We start from the raw sequence: 17,543 nt of genomic DNA, 5'->3' as shown, positions 1-17,543 counted from the left end.
TCAGCATTCCTTTAGCGGTTGAGGAACTGGATTGAGCAAACGAGCGCTGAACGGCTCGCCTGCCTTCACATGGGCGCAATAGGCACGAGGCGCGCCGTAGTCGGTAAGCGCGCTGAACGACACGCGTCGCCCTCCCGGCGCGGGGGCAAACGTCTGGCTGGCGCCCGGCGCCAGCAGCAGGTGATCCGTGAGTTCGACGCCATCGAGCTTCACGTCAAGGAGTGCGGCATGAAAGGCCGTGGGATTCTCGACACGCAACCCGCTGTGCGCGGACAGTGTCCAGCGCAGCAGACTCGCTGTTTCAGCCGGATCGCCCGCCAGCCTGTCGGGCCGATAGAACACATTGATGCGGCGGCGCACGGCAATGCTCAGCTGGTTTTTGCCTTGCTCGCGCCGGGGGATTTCCAGCACGTACAGGTGCAGCAATGACTCCTTGTCCCGAGGCATGCCTTCACCCTGATACAGCACGCGCAACGTCTGCCTGCCGTGCCCGTCCAGTTGCGACAGGTGGGGCGTGAGCACGAACGGCAGGTCGCTGCGGGTCTGGCCAGGGTTACCCTCTTCGTCGCGGGCATCCGTCAGCCAGGCCTGAATCAGCGTTTGATGGGCACTGTGGTTGGTGACCACGATGCTGGTCTCAGGAAAGCGCCCGTCGAAGATCAACCGCGTGCCAGTCAGGGAAACCGCGCCAAACGCTTTCAGGCCGGGCCACGAAATCAGCGCGGTCAGGATCAGATAAACCAACACGATCAACAGAATGGGGCGATTCATTGGCACCTCACCGTGACGCGCTCATAGGCGCGCTTGGGATCTTTGGCGGGCAAGGCGTACGTGGCCCGGCATAGCGTGTCGGCCCACTTGACCGTCAGCTCGCCGCTGTCCTGCTCACTGAGCACCAAGGCATGGCCCGTGGGATCGACCACCGCCAACGACTTGCCATCCGCGCTCTCGACACTGGCCCCCAGGGGCACCTTGCTGCCATCCGCGCGCAGCAACCGGAACTGCACGCGCCGCCCCACCGCTGCCTTGAACCGCACCACCGGCATGGCGCCACGGCGAGGCACGATCTGGGTAATGGCATGATCCAGATCGACATCGGCGCCCAACCGCCGCGTGTCGAGGGTGATCCAGTTGGTGCGATACGGCTGTGCGTAGGGCAGCACGGCATAGCCGTTGGCGCCGGTTTCGACGTTGTTGAAACTGGTGAGCCGGGCGCCGCTGACCTGAGGGACTTCGATGAGGGCAAAGGTTTCCCCCAGGGATTGGCCAGGATTGATACCGCCCTCATGCGCCACCAACGACCCTGCCGCGCCAACGCTGAACGCATCGTAGTCTCGGCCCTGGCTGTAGCCGGCCTCGAAACGACCAAACGACGTCGTGGTGCTGACTTTGCCGGAACCGAAGCTGCCGGAGCTGCTGTCCTGCCCGACCTGAACCGAATAAAACGTGTTGCGCTGCTCCAGCACCTGACCGTTGAGGCCCACTTGCGCGTTGTAGTCCCCTGATGTGTCCCGCACGCCGTTGAATGACAGACGCGAGGAACCGGGGCTTGAACCCAAGGGTAAGGTCATGCTCAAGGCAATGCGCCGGTCACTCTCGTCTCGTCCGGAACCGCCCACCTCGCGATTGCTTTCCAGAGACAGGCTGTAACTGAGGCTGCGCCACGCCGCATTCCAGGACAGGTAAAACTGGCGCGTCTTGCCGGGCAGGTTCCAGTAACGCTGCTCCGAAGCGGTCAGGCCCAGGCTGCCGGACTGCCCGGGGAATGTCTGGGTGACGTTGAGCTCGAAACGGTCTTTGGCGCGACCGGCGGAAAAACGGTCGGCAGGGCCGGCCAGCTCATCGACATGCTCGCTCAAGGTCCGGTATTTCTCGGTTGAATACCGATAACCGGCGATGGCCAGGGTGGTGTCGGTCACGTCCAGGGTGTTGACGTAACGCAGGCGCAGGCTCTGGCCGACACTGCTTTGGCGACGCACCTCGCTGATCGACTGCGTCACGTCGGCGGACAGCGCGCCGAACCCCGTATTCACCCCCGCGCCGACATTGCTGGCCTGATAATCCTCGGCAACTTGCAGGCCGCCAAAACCAGTGATCCGCTCTGACGCACCGTAGATCAACGCTGCGCTGGCAAAGGTCGGTGTTTGTCGATCGCTGCCGTTGTCGTCCACTTGCCCCGCCGCCAGACTGAAGCGCAACGCACCTTCCGGCACCATGATCGGCAGCGACGCATAGGCCTGGGTGAACGCGCGCCGTCGCCCGTCAGCTTCGATGATCGTGACTTGCAGGTCGCCGTTCGAGCCGCTGGGGTAGATGTCCGTGATCTCAAAAGGCCCCGGCGAAACGTTGCCGCTGTACAGCAGAAACCCGTTCTGCCGCACTTCTACTGCGGCATTGGTTTCAGCGATGCCGCGAATGGTCGGCGCAAAGATGCGTTCGCTGTCGGGCAGCATCCCGTCGTCAGAGGCGAGCGCGGCACCTCTGAACCGCACACTGTCGAACACCCGGGAATCCGTGAAGGTTTCGCCCAGGGTCAACTGACTCTTCAGCGCGCTGACGTCGCGCTGCACAAAGGTGCGATTACTGCGAAAGCGATACGGCTGGTCATCGCCGTAAACCAGGGAGGACTCGTTGCGCAGACGCCACGCGCCAAGGTTCACGCCATTGCGCAACCCCAGGTAATACTGGTCGGCCTCCTCCCGCTGATTCCGGCGGCGGCTGGCATTGAAGCTGTAGTTCGCGAACCCCACCGGCTCGCCCGCATCCCAGAGCTCAGGTGCAACGAAGCCTCTGGCACTGCGCGTCATCAAGACTTGCGGCACGCTGATACTCAGGCGCAGCGCATTAGGCTGATAGTCGACACGGGCAAACTCGATCCGGGACAGATCAAAACAGCTTTGCTCCGCCTGCTGCGGCGGTGCCGAGGCTTGCAGTCGCTCCAGATCCAGACCGAACGCCTGCAACATCGGCAGCGTCAGGCAAGGCTCGACACGGCCAGAAACGGGGTTCTGGCTGAAGGTGATGTCGCGCCGCCCGCTCAATGCACGATTGACGTAGATGTCGACCCGATAAGAACCGGGCAGCACGCTGTTGGCCTTCAGGAACTCGGTGAGTTCGGGAGGCTGATCGCTGCCTTGAATAAACGCCGTATTGAACTTCACGGCGGGCGCGTCACGGCGGTCAGCCGCCCAGGAAAGCGGCGCAAAAAGCAGCAGCGCGCCACTCATCAATCCGCCTGCCAAGATGATGCTCGACATGGTGGCACAGGCCATGCGTGGCACAGGTGCCGGGGTGAACTCCCTGGTTTTCAGATATAGCCATTCCATTAGCGGTTTCACTCGATTCAGGCATTGCGCGGGTAGCGAGATCCTTTCACGCACACGCATGACGACAGAGCCGCCGCAGGGCGAGGCTCGTAAACGGATACATCAGGTTTTATTGGGCTAACGCGGTTCGGCCTTGACCGCCTGCACGGTCTGCTCTGCGTTCAGACGGGCGCGATAAGCGTCCTGGCCCCCGAAGTCATTGATGCTGATGAAACTCAGGTCCGTGGCCGCCACCTTGGGCCGGTGCTCGAAAGGGATCTGCACGCTCTGCCCCGGCGCGATCATCTGGCTGTCTTTGCCAAGCAGTGTCCGGGCGCCCTGGCGTAACTGGATTTTCACCATGGACACGTAAAAGGCCCCTGGATTTTCCACCACCAGTACGTCCGGCCCGAGCCGCCACCGCAAGGTCTGCGCAGCCTTGGCGGGGTCGCCCTGCAAACCCTCGGGGCGGAAGAACACTTTGATTCGCTGGCGGATAGCGACCTGTAATGAGTTTTCCGGCGCGGCCTGAGGAATTTCCTGCACATTGAGCCAAAGCACTGACTCACGGTCCCGAGGCATATCGGTGCCCGCGTAGATAATCCTCAGCAACTGTTTGCCATCGCCCGCCATCCGGGCCAGCGCCGGGGTGACAACAAAGGGAAGTCTGCCCGGATCGGGATTGTCCACGTTAGGTTCAAGCCAGCTCTGCAAGAGAATTTCCGCGCTGCCGGTGTTGTGCACACCGAAGCTGACTTCCTTGTCTTGTGCGGGATAAATGATTCGCGTGGTATTGAGCACAATGCCCGCGTGACTGTTGATCGTCAGCAGGACACCGGCGAGTAACGCCACGCAGCGATAAAGGGGAGAAATCATGAAGGTGCCGCCTTGAGTCCAGAGTGAGGCGGAGCGAGCCAGGCTCGCCCCGCCTGTTGGATTACTCGTAATCCAGAACGAAAGGCATAAAGCCGTCAGCATTGCCGGGGTTGGTCGTGGTGCCATTGAGGACATAGACCGCGCCAAAATTAAGCTCGGCAGTCGCTCCGCCCACGCCATCCTTGATCAGCGGCTTGTCGATTGTCTCGGTGCCGCCCAGGTCCATGATCTGATTCGCGGCATTCAACAGACCAATGCCCACACCGTCCGCCGCGCCGGTGGTGCGCAGCAACTTGGCGTCGTTATTATCCAGGCCGCTGCCGGAGCGAGCGGAGAAGCGCATCTTCACCAGATTGTATTGATCGACACCGGAAGTGCAGTTGACCAGCAACTGAATAGGTCGGGCGGTGGACAGTTCGGCTTGCGACGAAGTACCGATTTCGGAAAACGATACGTTGCCCATATCCACAGCAATTTCACCCGGATCGGCACCGGGAGAAGTGCCCGTACCCGGCGCGACATCACAGGAAATATTAGTCAGCGTACCGCTGAAGACCAGTTTGCCGTTGTTTGCGGCGTTGGCGGTACCTGCCATTCCCAACGACAATGCACCTGCTGCTATCAAACCAAACGTAAGTTTTTTCATGCTAACGACATTCCTTGTGTTATTTCGTGTATGCCCTGAATCGGACGCCACGCACTATAGGGTTCGATCTATTTGATCGCTGTCAGCATCGTTACTTTAATAAAAGGGATTATCCAACGAGGGGCGCGGGATCATTCTGTAGGAATAAACGACTTTCACTCATTGGCCAATGAATCGGGGCAGTACAGGGAATACCCGATTAAAAAGATCAGGCAAAGTACCGAAGTCGTTATTGACTTATGCACAGCGGGTTATTCTTTTTTGCTGCGCAGCAACGTCACGTTGTGAAGACGTGATATCGCAGCGCAGCAGGCGTCGCACGTGCCTTACTCATAACTCATGGTCAATATGCCCGCACGGCCTTCTGTACCGGTTTTTTCAGACCGACTGACAGGATTTTCAAGTATCGGTAGCAAGGTGAAACGGGTTGAAAAGGGAGCAGCCTGTTGTCCGCAAGCTGTTCGTGAAGACTCGACCATGACTGTAATCTGCGCCGAAACGTTTGCAAGCTCAATCGTGCGTGCAGGCATCACAGTTGCGGGCTGCGATGCCGCACAGGTGGGGTTGGTTATTTGCCCGCGAAAGCTGATGACCCCATTACTGGCTGACACCGCGACGGGTGTCGCTAACAGTGGAACAGCAATAAGCAGTACAGCAATCTTTTTCATGCACGCTTTCACAGAGTACGCCACATCCAATTGTTCATTTTTCATTTGCAATGACTCCGCCTTTCCACCTTGAAATGATTGATTTCGGTGCAAACACGTCTGTATGGGATCTTTCGACTCACCGCAGATGCTCCGAACAAAAAATGCATCTCTTGAAAACATGCACCTTTCGTTATCAGATATCGCCCGCCCTGTTTTTTTCTTGATGATGGCTCGGGTGGTTTCTATAGGTTTGCTGACATTTCTGACAGGTAGCAGTCATTCTCTTGACCGGGTTGGCACGCTATAAAGGAGGCGCTGTTTACAATCTCCCCGTTTCCTGACCTTCCCGGCGCCGCTCGCATGCGTAGACAAACCAGAACCGTCCTCGTGATCACGCTCGTTGCGAGCCTGATTGCCCTCGTCAGTTGGAGCCTGACCCGACCTGCAACGGCCAGGGTCAGCGCCCCCGCTGCGGTTCCGGTCAAGGTAGTGAGTGTGGTCGAGGAGGATGTGCCGCGCTTCGTGACGGGCATCGGCTCCGTGATGTCGCTGCAAAGTGTGGTCATCCGTACGCAAGTGGACGGCACCCTCACCAAAGTGCTGGTCAAGGAAGGTCAGGCCGTCAAGGCCGGGGATCTACTGGCCATCATTGATGACCGGGCGATTCGCGCCGCGCTGGATCAGGCCAAGGCCCAACTGGCGCAAAGCCAGGCGCAACTGAGCGTTGCGCAACTGGACCTGAAACGCTATCGCCTGCTGAGTGCGGAAAACGGCATCTCCAAACAGACCTTCGATCAACAGCAAGCACTGGTCAACGAGCTCAAGGCGACGGTATTGGGCAATCAGGCCGCCATCAACGCCTCGCAAGTGCAGCTTTCCTACACGCAGATTCGCTCCCCCGTGACGGGTCGTGTGGGCATCCGCAATGTGGATGAAGGCAATTTCCTGCGGGTCAGCGATACCCAAGGGCTGTTTTCCGTCACGCAGATCGATCCGGTCTCCGTGGAGTTTTCCCTGCCGCAACAGATGCTGCCGACGTTGCAGGGTCTGCTCACGGCCAGCACACCCGCTGCCGTCAAGGCCTTCCTGGGTGACGGCGACAATGGCACCTTGCTCGGTGAAGGCCAACTGAAACTGATCGACAATCAGGTTTCGGCCACCACCGGCACCATTCGCGCCAAGGCGGAGTTCAACAACCCGAAACAACTGCTCTGGCCGGGTCAACTGGTCACCGTGAAGATCCAGACAGGCATCGAGCGCGACGCCTTGAAAGTCCCGCCACAGGTGGTTCAGCGCGGTATGGACAGGCACTTTGCTTATCGGGTCACGGACGGCAAAGTCGAGGTGGTGCCGGTGCAGGTGCTCTATCAGGACAGCGACCTGACGTTGATCACCGGCCCTCGCGCTGGCGATGTGTTGGTCAGTGATGGCCAGTCCCGACTCAAGCCAGGCTCACGTATCGAAGTGGTACGCCAGGAGACTGGCGCAGACACCGCCGACCTGGAGACCGCACGATGAAAGGCCGCGGTTCCGTTTCGGCATGGTGCGTGGATCACCCGGTTGCCACGCTGCTGCTGACCTTTGCCTTGGTGCTGCTGGGGGTTATCGCGTTCCCGAGGCTGCCGGTTGCGCCACTGCCGGAGGCGGAATTCCCGACCATTCAGGTGTCGGCGCAACTGCCGGGTGCCAGCCCGGAAACCATGGCGTCTTCGGTGGCAACGCCGCTGGAAGTGCAATTCAGCGCCATTCCCGGCATGACCCAAATGACGTCAAGCAGCGCCTTGGGGTCGACCAACCTGACCTTGCAATTCACCCTCGACAAAAGCATCGACACCGCCGCACAGGAGGTTCAGGCCGCGATCAATACGGCGGCGGGCCGTCTGCCCGCCGACATGCCCAACCTGCCGACCTGGCGCAAGGTCAATCCGGCGGACAGTCCCGTACTGATCCTCACCGTCAGTTCGACCTTGATGCCGGGCACGGAACTGAGCGACGTCACTGAGTCGCTGCTGGCGCGGCAGTTGAGCCAGATCGACGGCGTCGGCCAGGTTTCCATCGTCGGGCAGCAACGGCCGGCGATTCGCGTACAGGCTGCCCCGGAAAAACTCGCGGCCCTGGGCCTGACCCTGGCTGACATTCGCGAGGCGGTGCAGCAGACCAGCCTGAACCTGGCCAAGGGCGCGCTGTATGGCAAGGACAGCGTGTCGACGATTTCCGCCAACGACCAACTGTTTCGGCCGCAGGACTACGCGCAGTTGATCGTGTCCTATAAAGACGGCGCGCCAGTGCATCTGCGGGATGTGGCGCGGGTGGTGGATGGCTCGGAAAACGCCTACGTGCGGGCCTGGTCCGGCGAGCAACAGGGTGTCAACGTGGTGATCTTCCGCCAGCCCGGCGCCAATATCGTGGAAACCGTGGACCGGATTCAAAGCGAACTGCCAAGGCTGCAAGAAATGCTCCCCGCATCCGTTGAAGTCACCGTGCTCAATGACCGGACCCGCACCATCCGGGCGTCCCTGCACGAAGTGGAAATGACCTTGCTGATCGCGGTATTACTGGTGGTCGCGGTCATGGCATTGTTTCTGCGGCAGCTCTCGGCCACCCTGATTGTCAGCGCGGTTCTGGGCGTTTCGTTGATCGCCAGCTTTGCCGTGATGTATATCTTCGGGTTCAGCCTGAACAATCTGACGCTGGTGGCCATCGTGGTGGCCGTCGGCTTCGTAGTGGACGACGCCATCGTGGTGGTGGAAAACATCCACCGCCATCTGGAAGCCGGTGACGGCATGCGCGAGGCCGCCATCAAGGGTTCCGGGGAAATCGGCTTCACCGTCGTGTCCATCAGTTTCTCTCTGGTGGCGGCGTTTATCCCGTTGCTGTTCATGGGCGGTGTGGTCGGACGGTTGTTCAAAGAATTCGCCTTGACCGCGACCGCCACCATTCTGATTTCCGTGGTGGTTTCCCTGACCCTCGCGCCCACCCTCGCCGCGCTGTTCATGCGCGCCCCCAAGCACAATCCTCACGCCAAGCCAGGCTTTGGCGAGCGCTTGCTGGCGCTTTATGAACGCGGGTTGCGCAAGGCGCTGGCCCATCAACGGGTGATGCTGGGCATTTTCGGCCTGACGCTGGTTCTGGCCGTCGTGGGCTACGTGATCATTCCGAAGGGGTTTTTCCCGGTGCAGGACACTGCTTTCGTACTCGGGACCAGCGAGGCCGCCGCTGATATTTCCTACCCGGACATGGTTGAAAAGCATAAGGCGTTGGCGAAAATCGTCGGTGAAGACCCTGCGGTCCTGGCGTTTTCTCATTCCGTGGGCGTAACCGGCAGCAACCAGACCATTGCCAACGGCCGGTTCTGGATTTCCCTGAAACCACGTGGTGATCGCGATGTGTCCGTCAGTGAGTTCATCGACCGGCTACGTCCCAAGCTGGCGAAAATACCGGGCATCGTCCTGTACCTGCGCGCCGGTCAGGACATCAACCTGAGCTCCGGCCCAAGCCGCAGCCAGTATCAATATGTGCTCAAGAGCAACGATGGCCCGCTGCTCAATACCTGGACCGAACGGCTGACCGAAAAGCTGCGCGCCAATCCCGCTTTCCGCGACCTGTCCAACGACCTGCAACTGGGTGGCAGCGTGACCCACATCGACATCAATCGCAGCGCCGCCGCGCGTTTCGGCTTGACCACCACCGACGTGGATCAGGCCCTCTACGATGCGTTCGGGCAGCGGCAGATCAGTGAGTTCCAGACCGAGATCAATCAGTACAAGGTGATTCTTGAACTGGACGCCAAACAGCGGGGCAAGGCCGAAAGCCTGGCGTACTTCTATCTGCGTTCACCCCTGACGGGGGAGATGGTGCCGCTCTCGGCACTGGCGAAAGTCGGGGCGCCGACCATGGGGCCGTTGTCGATCAGTCATGACGGCATGTTCCCGGCCGCCAACCTTTCGTTCAACCTGTCCAAAGGCGTCGCGCTGGGCGATGCGGTGCGTATGCTCGATCAAGCCAAGGCCGAGATCGGTATGCCGGCGGCGATCTCCGGCAACTTCCAGGGGGCGGCGCAGGCGTTCCAGAGTTCGTTGGCCAATCAGCCCTGGCTGATCCTCGCCGCGCTGGTGGCGGTGTACATCATTCTCGGTGTGTTGTACGAAAGCTTCGTGCATCCGCTGACAATCATCTCCACCCTGCCCTCCGCCGGGATCGGCGCACTGTTACTGCTTTGGCTGATGGGCCAGGATTTTTCGATCATGGCGTTGATTGGTGTGGTGCTGCTGATCGGCATCGTCAAGAAAAACGGCATTCTGCTGGTGGACTTCGCACTGGAAGCCCAACGGGAACGGGGTCTGAGCCCGCAGGAAGCCATTTATGAAGCGTGCCTGACACGCTTTCGGCCAATCATCATGACGACGCTGGCGGCACTGCTCGGCGCGTTGCCCTTGATGCTCGGCTATGGCGTGGGGGCAGAATTGCGCCAGCCGCTGGGCATCGCGGTGGTCGGCGGCTTGTTGGTCAGCCAGGCCCTGACACTGTTCACCACGCCCGTGATCTACTTGCAGCTTGAGCATGTGTTCCATCGACGCCATCCAGCCGCCGCGGCCAAGCCGGCCCGGACGCTGGCGACAACCCAGTGAGACTTGCTTCATGCGCGTCCTGATTATTGAAGATGAAGAGAAAACCGCCGACTACCTGCATCGCGGTCTGACGGAACAGGGGTATACCGTGAGCCTTGCGCGGGAAGGCATTGAAGGCCTGCACATGAGCCTGGAAAGTGACTACGACGTCATCATCCTCGACGTCATGCTGCCTGGCCTGGACGGCTTCGGCGTGCTGCGCGCCCTGCGTGCCCGCAAGCAGACCCCGGTCATCATGCTCACGGCACGGGAACAGGTGGATGATCGTATTCGCGGCTTGCGCGAGGGCGCCGACGATTACCTGGGCAAACCCTTTTCGTTCCTGGAACTGGTCGCCCGGCTGCAAGCCCTGACCCGGCGTACCAGCGCCCACGAACCGGTCCAGATCAGCGTCGCTGATCTGTGGATCGACCTGATCAGCCGCAAGGCCATGCGGGCGGGCACACGTCTGGATCTCACCGCCAAGGAGTTTTCCCTGCTCAGCGTGCTGGCTCGCCGCCAGGGCGAGATCCTGTCCAAGACGTCTATCGCCGAGATGGTCTGGGACATCAATTTCGACAGCGACGCCAATGTTGTCGAAGTCGCCATCAAACGCTTGCGTGCAAAGCTGGACGGGCCGTTCGAGCAGAAACTGCTGCACACCATTCGCGGCATGGGTTACGTACTGGAGAACCGCAGTGAAGGCTGATTCCATCGCCCTGCGCTTGAGCGGCATGTTTGCGCTGGTCGCCTTGCTGGTCTTCACCCTGATCGGCTGGGCGCTGTATTTGCAGGTGGACAAAGGCCTGGGCCTGCTGCCCGAAGCAGAGGTCGATGCGCGTTACAGCGTGCTGGAATCGGCGGTCAATCGCTTCGGCACGCCAGAGCATTGGGTGAAGATCAACGCCAAACTCAAATTGCTCAGTGAGGAAGACAAGCGACTGCACTTCTGGATAGTGAGCGACAACCCCAGCTATGAATTCGGCAATCCTGACGCCCGGATTCGAGCCTTCGCCAAGGGTCCGCTGGGCATGCGCGATCTGGAACTGGCGGGCCATGAATACCCGTTCAAAGTGCTGGTCAGCCAATTCGCCGCCAAGGACCAACGGCCACCGTTGCGCTTTCTCATCGCCATCGACACCGAAACCTTCTGGCAGACCCAACACTCGCTGCTGATTGCCCTCATCAGCCTCGCGGTGGTCGGCATTTTGCTGGCTTCGGTACTGGGTTACTGGGTGGCACGTATCGGCCTGCGGCCTTTGACCAGCCTGTCCCAGGAGGCTCGCAAACTCGCCCCGCCACGTCTGTCCGGGCGCCTGAAACTGTCACCGTTGCCACCTGAACTGAACCAGTTCGTCACCTCGTTCAACTCGATTCTGGAGCGCGTCGAGCAAGCCTATTCCCGCCTGGAATCGTTCAATGCCGACGTTGCCCATGAATTGCGCTCGCCCCTGACCAACCTGATCGGCCAGACCCAGGTGGCCCTGACCCGCGGGCGCTCGGCCGAGCATTATTTCGAAGTGCTGCAATCCAATCTTGAGGAACTGGAACGCCTTCGCTCGATCATCAACGACATGCTGTTTCTGGCCAGCGCCGACCAGGGCAGCAAAGTGACCGAGCTGACCTGCACGTCCTTGGCGCAGGAGGTCGGGACCACGCTGGACTACCTGGATTTCATTCTCGAAGACGCTAAGGTGCAGGTTCATGTCTTGGGCGATGCCAGCGTTCCCATCGAAAAAGCGCACCTGCGCCGGGCGCTGATCAACCTGTTGCACAACGCGGTGCAACACACCGAGCCCGGAAACGTCATCCAGGTCGAGATCGTCGAACACCCGGATCACGTGAGCATCGCCGTGGCCAACCCTGGCAGTGAAATTGCTCAGGAACACCTGCCCAAACTGTTCGAGCGCTTCTATCGGGTGGATGCGTCACGCAGTAACAGCGGGGCCAATCACGGTCTTGGGCTGGCGATCGTCAAAGCCATTGCCCTGATGCATGGCGGCACGGTGTTTGTGCGTAGCCAGGCTGGCTTCAACACGTTTGGAATCAATTTACCCCTGAGCCCAGACGCTTGAGACTATTGCATTTAAAGCAACAGTTATTCATCTACATTGTTCTTTTTTTGGCGCCTGGCCCCCTATATCGTTGTCGCACTTAATGAGCGACTGCCGATGGGCAAGGTTACAAAGATGTCGAACAGTATGGGTATTGCCAGTCTTTTCGTGGTGTCTTCACTGGTTTTTTCCCCTTTGGTATCCGCCAGCGAGTCTCAGACATTCGTCGCTCGCAACGCCGCCCGCCAGGCGCAGCTGGAGAAATCACAGCAGCAGGCCGCGACAAAGGCGCAAGACTTGCGCACACGCCAGAAGCTGGTCAAACAGCAGCCCGATCAGACTGCCGAAAAAGGCTGACCTGACGGCCACCTCGCTTCCCTCCACAATTGATCGGGCGTACAGCCCATGATTGATTGTTTTAGCCGCTGATCTTCAGCGGCTTTTTTGTGCGCCATTTATTACCCAAGCAGCAACAATAAGCCTGATTGGCACAGTCTTGACTCAAATTGAGAAGACTTTGTACTCGCCAGCAAAAATACATTGTGTTGCGCCCCCTCAAGATGAGGTTATAAATACCTGAACTACCTTCACTTTCAAGCCGACTACCCAAGCAACCCACAAGGTACTTGAGGCAGTCAGCCTATTCATCGAGCCTTTCTCAGCGCAATGACTGCTCCTTTTTTCAGCCCCGATCTCCGCAAGAAATGGCGCCAGCCAGAATTCATCCTGATCGGCGGAAGTTCCCTCGCGGTCGGCGCACTGCTGTTAATCATCATCTCGCTGCTGAGCCAGGAGCATCACGAGGCCAAGGAGGATGCCGCCCGCGCGGCGTCCAACATCGTGCAGCTGATTGAGGCTGACGTGTTGCGCAACGCCGAACTTTACGACACGTCTTTGCAGGGCATGATCAAAGCCTGGCAGCGCCCGGACTTGATAAACCTTTCTCCCGAACTGCGCCATTTGGTGCTGTTTGATCGTTTCACCTCCGCCCGCTTCAAGGGCGACCTTCTGTTGCTGGACAAAAACGGTTATATCCTCGCCGACTCCACCTCCATTTATCCCAGGCCCGAGAACGTGTCTGACCGCCCCCATTTTCAAGAACATGCCCAAACCCCGTCGCCGGACTTGAAAGTCGGCGGCCCTTTCAAATCGCGGTGGGGCTTCAAGGATTGGTGCATCAGCTTCAGTCGACGCATGTCGGCTCCTGACGGCTCGTTCATGGGCATTGCCAGTGGCGCCATGCGCCTGAGTTACTTCAAGCAGCTGTTTCGCACTGTAGACATCGGGCCAGGCAGCAGTGTGAGCCTGATCAACACCCAGGGTTACATGCTGGCTCGCCATCCCGAGATGGCAGGGCGGGAGCTGATCGGCGAGGACTTTAGCCAGACGCCTAATTTCAAGCGCATCCTCAAGGAAGGCGTCGGCAGTTTTACCAGTATTTCGGCACTGGACAACACCGAGCGCCTTTATACGTTTTCCCGCGTGGGCGACCTGCCGTTGATCGTGGTCGTGGGCCAATCCATGAGCGAGGTCTACGCCATCTGGCGACGCAATGCGCAGTTGGTCGGCATCGCCACCAGTGTGCTGTGCCTGGGGATTTTCGGCTTGACCCTCTTGCTGGGCCGGGAGTTGCGCTTGCGCCGCCAGGCCCAGACGGAACTCAAGGTGCGCGCCGAGACCGATCCGCTAACGGGTCTGGCCAATCGGCGCAAACTGGACGAGGTCCTGAGAGTCGAATGGCTGCGAGCCATCCGCTCCAGTAAGCCGTTGGCATTGCTGATGGTTGATGTGGATGATTTCAAAGCGTTCAACGCTCGCCACGGCCACCATGGCGGCGATGAGGCCTTGCGCAATGTGGCACGGGCGATCACGCGCAACATTCGCCGACCCGGCGACTTTGTGGCCCGTTACGGCGGCGAGGAGTTTGTCGTCGTCCTGCCCGAGACCGACCTGGAAGGTGCTCGCATCATCGCGGAGACGATCAGGCAAGGCGTTCAGGCAATGCCCGTCTATGGCGGAGGCACTCACCCCTTGACGGTGAGCATCGGACTTGCTGCCAGGGTGGTGAAAAGCGGAGAGGTCTTGTCGGAGTTGATCAACGCGGCCGACAAGGCGTTGTATGAGGCCAAAGACCGTGGCCGCAATCGCGTGGAAGTTGCAGGGCTGTGAGTCAATAGGCGACAGCGCGGCATCTGGATGACGGGGGCTCAATGCCAGAAAAACCCCGGACAAACCGGCAAACACCGGACAATAAAAAAACGCCAGATAAACTGGCGTTTTTTATGCACTAAACCTGTTCGCCAACTCGTCAGTTGGCGAAGCGGGCCAGATATCAGCTAGCGGCGCGAGCTGCGTCACGCAGTGCTTTAACCTTGTCATGGTTTGCCTGAACGCCGGCCTGCTGCTTTTCAATCAACGAAATGACGTTCATAGGCAGGTTTTTCTCGCGAGCTTTTTCCAGCGCTTCGCGGTAAGCCTTTTTGGCCACATCTTCGCCGCGCTCAACTTCTTCCAGAACGGCCTTGTCGTCTTTGCCGGTCAGCGTCGACTTCAGGTCAACCCAGGCGCGGTGCAGTGTGCCGCTGACGCTGGAAGAGGTTTCCGGATCGCCGCCCAAAGCACGTACTTCAGCTTGCAGCTCGCGAACAGCAGTCGCGATTTCAGCGGAACGGCTGAGGAAGAACGCCTTTACAGCCGGGTTCTTGATGTCTTCAGCGCTGGTCTGGAAACCTTTCTCGCCGTCTTTGCTGGTTTCGATCAGGTCATTCAGGATAGAGATCGATTCTTTATTGATATCAGTCATGGGTAATTTCCTTAATGGCAGGTTGATACGAAAGTAAAAACGTTTGATGACTGGGTAGTTGCAGCAGGCGTGCCAGCTTTTTCGTCAGATTAATTTTCATATTTTTCAACAACTTATAGAAAAACCCATACAGACGCATCGTGATTTCTGCATGAACTGTCCTTTGGCCTGCATGCAGAATGCACGTATCGTGGCTCTCCACGCGAAACCACAGAGAGGCTCAGAGATGGACCCGGAAAAACTCAAGCTGCTCGTCACCCGGGAAATGCCTTTCGGCAAATACAAAGGCCGGTTGATCGCTGATCTTCCGGGGCAATACCTGAACTGGTTTGCCCGGGAAGGCTTTCCGAAAAGCGAACTGGGCGGGTTGCTGGCGCTGATGCAGGAAATTGACCACAACGGTCTGTCGGAACTGCTCGACCCGCTGCGCACGCGACCGCGGCAATTCAAAGAAGGCTGATCACAAGCGAGATGGCAATGGAATATGCACCGGTACACCCGGCAGTACTGCAACACGCACGCGATGAGGCGTTCTGGGCCGACATTGCCGGGCGCTATGACGTTGAACCAGGCCCCATCAATCTGGAATACGGGTATTTCGGCCGCATGACCCGCGAGGTCATGGAGGCGTACCGGCGCAACATCGACTACGTGAACCGCAGCAACTCAGTGTTCGTGCGCCACCAGTTCGACGAAATCGATAGCCAGGTCATTCACAACCAGTTGGCAAACCTGATGCGGGTGTCACCTCAGGAAATCGCCATTACCCGGTGCGCGTCCGAATCGTTGCAATCGCTGATTCGCAACTACAACCGGTTGCAGCCGGGCGATCAGGTGCTGATCAGTGATCTGGACTACCTCAGCGTGCAAAGTGCCATGCGCTGGCTGGCCAAGAGCAGGGGTGTGGAAGTCGTCGAGGTCCAGCACCGCCATCCGGCCAGCTTTGAAACCGTGATGAACAGTTACCAGACGGCGCTCGAGCGCTCCCCGCGGCTCAAACTCATGGCCCTGACTCATGTCACCCATCGCACCGGGCTGGTCATGCCCGTGCAGGCGATTGCTTCGCTGGCCAAGGCGCGCGGCATCGACGTGATTCTGGACGGCGCCCACGCCCTCGGTCAGCTGGACTTCAGGCTTGATGCACTGGGCGTCGCGTTTGCCGGTTACAACCTGCAGAAATGGATGGGCGCGCCCTTGAGCCTGGGCTTTGTGTACGTCGCACAGGACCATCTGGAATCGGTTGACGCCGACATGGGCGACACACGCTACGCGAAGAACGACATCCGGGCGCTGGTGCCCTATGGCACGCCTAATATTCCGGCGTGGATGACGCTGCCCAAGGTCTTCGACGAGCACCTGGCCATGGGCGGTTCCGCCGCCAAAGGCGCACGGCTGAGCTACCTGCGTGACCTTTGGGTCAAGCCGGCTCGGAAGCTGGAAGGGGTGGAAGTTCTGACGCCGGACGATCCACGGCTGTATTGCGGGATCACGGCATTACGCTTTACACGGCATGACGATCAGCAACTCATGGCGCAGCGCTTGCTGGAAGAACACAACCTGTTCACGGTGGCGCGGGAAGGTTCAGCGTGCGGCCCGTGCATTCGCATCACACCGGGGTTCAGCACCCCTGCGGCGCACATGCACCTGCTGGTGGAGGCATTGAGGGCACTGGCTTGAAAAAACACGGTGCGCCGGACCAGGGCGCACCGTAAAGCCAACAACTCAAAGAAACCAACGCCTTGAAACCCGTTGGAGCGGGGCTTGCCTGCGAAGGACGATAACCTGGTGGGCCTGGCCTGCCGAGGCGCCTGATTCGCGGGCAAGCCTCGCTCCAACAGGACTGCATTCCAACTCAGGATTCGCGGGCTCCAACAGCTCCATAACCGTTGGAGCGAGGCTTGCCCGCGAAGGGTTCAGTCAGGCAATCAATCGAACAACGCCATCGCCTGAGCGGTGGCTTCCTGAATGCGGCCCCAATCGCCGTTCTTGACCCAGGTGTTATCAATCATCCACGTACCGCCAACGCACATGACATTGGGTTGGGCCATGTAGCTCTTGAGGTTGTCCGCGTTGACGCCACCGGTGGGGCAGAAACGCACTTCATTGAACGGGCCGCCAAGGGCCTTGATGGCTGCAACGCCGCCGCTGATTTCAGCCGGGAACAGTTTGAACCGGCGATAGCCCATGGCGTAACCGATCATGATTTCCGAGGCACTGCTGATGCCGGGCAATAATGGCAGCGGGCTGTCCAGGGCCGCTTGCAGCAGGTCCTGCGTGCTGCCTGGCGTCACGATGAACTGCGAGCCGGCCGCTTCAGCATCCGCCAGCATCTTGCGGTCCAGAATGGTACCGGCACCGACACACAGCTCGGGACGCTGCTCGCGCAGGATACGAATGGCACTCAGGCCAAAGGCCGAACGCAAGGTGATTTCCAGCGCCGTCATGCCCCCCGCCGCCAGCGCGTCCGCCAGTGGCAGAACATCCTGGTCGCGAGCAATGGTGATCACCGGCAAAATCTTCGCCTTGGCGCAGAGCTCATCGATCTGGGAAATCTTGTTCGCCATGCTGTTAAGCGGCTGATTGTTTTCGACTGTTTTCATGG

General features: G+C 59.4%; 15 protein-coding genes. 8 read left to right on the top strand and 7 right to left on the bottom strand.

Annotated features, from left to right (window positions below):
• From ACP7B0_RS10010 to ACP7B0_RS09990, 5 genes are all read right to left on the bottom strand, one after another.
• Positions 1 to 771 (bottom strand): fimbrial biogenesis chaperone, encoded by a 771-nt coding sequence (locus ACP7B0_RS10010; RefSeq protein WP_426141125.1) that lies wholly within the window; start codon positions 769 to 771, stop codon positions 1 to 3.
• Positions 768 to 3,257 carry a fimbria/pilus outer membrane usher protein gene (locus tag ACP7B0_RS10005; RefSeq protein ID WP_426141547.1) on the bottom strand — a complete coding sequence of 830 codons (2,490 nt, stop codon included), beginning with the start codon at positions 3,255 to 3,257 and terminating at the stop codon, positions 768 to 770. Before ACP7B0_RS10005 ends, ACP7B0_RS10010 begins: the two co-directional genes overlap by 4 nt.
• Positions 3,258 to 3,443: 186 nt before the next feature.
• Positions 3,444 to 4,181 (bottom strand): fimbrial biogenesis chaperone, encoded by a 738-nt coding sequence (locus ACP7B0_RS10000; protein WP_426141124.1) that lies wholly within the window; start codon positions 4,179 to 4,181, stop codon positions 3,444 to 3,446.
• Positions 4,182 to 4,242: 61 nt separating this feature from the next.
• The gene (locus tag ACP7B0_RS09995; RefSeq protein WP_426141123.1) at positions 4,243 to 4,827 is read right to left on the bottom strand and encodes a fimbrial protein; all 585 of its coding nucleotides are present in this window, start codon (positions 4,825 to 4,827) and stop codon (positions 4,243 to 4,245) included.
• A 326-nt stretch (positions 4,828 to 5,153) separates the two neighbouring features.
• Positions 5,154 to 5,540, bottom strand: a complete 387-nt coding sequence (locus tag ACP7B0_RS09990; protein ID WP_426141122.1) for a hypothetical protein — start codon at positions 5,538 to 5,540, stop codon at positions 5,154 to 5,156.
• A 297-nt stretch (positions 5,541 to 5,837) separates the two neighbouring features.
• Here ACP7B0_RS09990 and ACP7B0_RS09985 point away from each other — a divergent pair, with 297 nt between their 5' ends.
• The 6 genes from ACP7B0_RS09985 (at position 5,838) to ACP7B0_RS09960 (ending at position 14,307) form a co-directional block, all read left to right on the top strand.
• Positions 5,838 to 6,995, top strand: coding sequence for an efflux RND transporter periplasmic adaptor subunit (locus tag ACP7B0_RS09985; protein ID WP_426141121.1), 1,158 nt, complete (start codon positions 5,838 to 5,840; stop codon positions 6,993 to 6,995).
• Complete coding sequence (locus tag ACP7B0_RS09980) at positions 6,992 to 10,105, top strand: multidrug efflux RND transporter permease subunit (protein ID WP_426141120.1); 3,114 nt, start codon at positions 6,992 to 6,994, stop codon at positions 10,103 to 10,105. The genes ACP7B0_RS09985 and ACP7B0_RS09980 overlap by 4 nt, the downstream gene beginning before the upstream one ends.
• Positions 10,106 to 10,115: 10 nt before the next feature.
• Complete coding sequence (locus ACP7B0_RS09975) at positions 10,116 to 10,793, top strand: heavy metal response regulator transcription factor (RefSeq protein ID WP_426141118.1); 678 nt, start codon at positions 10,116 to 10,118, stop codon at positions 10,791 to 10,793.
• Complete coding sequence (locus tag ACP7B0_RS09970; protein ID WP_426141117.1) at positions 10,783 to 12,159, top strand: heavy metal sensor histidine kinase; 1,377 nt, start codon at positions 10,783 to 10,785, stop codon at positions 12,157 to 12,159. The genes ACP7B0_RS09975 and ACP7B0_RS09970 overlap by 11 nt, the downstream gene beginning before the upstream one ends.
• Before the next feature lie 114 nt (positions 12,160 to 12,273).
• Complete coding sequence (locus ACP7B0_RS09965; protein WP_426141116.1) at positions 12,274 to 12,495, top strand: hypothetical protein; 222 nt, start codon at positions 12,274 to 12,276, stop codon at positions 12,493 to 12,495.
• 309 nt (positions 12,496 to 12,804) lie between these two features.
• Entirely contained in the window at positions 12,805 to 14,307 is a 1,503-nt protein-coding gene (locus ACP7B0_RS09960; RefSeq protein WP_426141115.1) for a sensor domain-containing diguanylate cyclase, read from the top strand.
• Between the two features lie 163 nt (positions 14,308 to 14,470).
• On the opposite strand, the gene ACP7B0_RS09955 is transcribed toward ACP7B0_RS09960, so the two are convergent.
• Positions 14,471 to 14,941, bottom strand: coding sequence for a PA2169 family four-helix-bundle protein (locus ACP7B0_RS09955; RefSeq protein WP_426141114.1), 471 nt, complete (start codon positions 14,939 to 14,941; stop codon positions 14,471 to 14,473).
• A gap of 226 nt (positions 14,942 to 15,167) precedes the next feature.
• On the opposite strand from ACP7B0_RS09955, the gene ACP7B0_RS09950 reads away from it, so the two are divergent.
• Together ACP7B0_RS09950 and ACP7B0_RS09945 are read left to right on the top strand one after the other, a co-directional pair.
• The gene (locus ACP7B0_RS09950) at positions 15,168 to 15,401 is read left to right on the top strand and encodes a DUF3820 family protein (protein ID WP_426141113.1); all 234 of its coding nucleotides are present in this window, start codon (positions 15,168 to 15,170) and stop codon (positions 15,399 to 15,401) included.
• A 17-nt stretch (positions 15,402 to 15,418) separates the two neighbouring features.
• Entirely contained in the window at positions 15,419 to 16,618 is a 1,200-nt protein-coding gene (locus ACP7B0_RS09945; RefSeq protein WP_426141112.1) for an aminotransferase class V-fold PLP-dependent enzyme, read from the top strand.
• 248 nt (positions 16,619 to 16,866) lie between these two features.
• On the opposite strand, the gene ACP7B0_RS09940 is transcribed toward ACP7B0_RS09945, so the two are convergent.
• Positions 16,867 to 17,541 carry a bifunctional 4-hydroxy-2-oxoglutarate aldolase/2-dehydro-3-deoxy-phosphogluconate aldolase gene (locus ACP7B0_RS09940; RefSeq protein ID WP_426141111.1) on the bottom strand — a complete coding sequence of 225 codons (675 nt, stop codon included), beginning with the start codon at positions 17,539 to 17,541 and terminating at the stop codon, positions 16,867 to 16,869.
• Between the last annotated feature and the right edge of the window lie 2 nt (positions 17,542 to 17,543).

It is taken from the genome of Pseudomonas sp. DWP3-1-2 (assembly GCF_049896285.1).
Classification (GTDB): Bacteria; Pseudomonadota; Gammaproteobacteria; order Pseudomonadales; family Pseudomonadaceae; genus Aquipseudomonas.
This window is presented reverse-complemented; position numbering and strand designations above follow the sequence as displayed.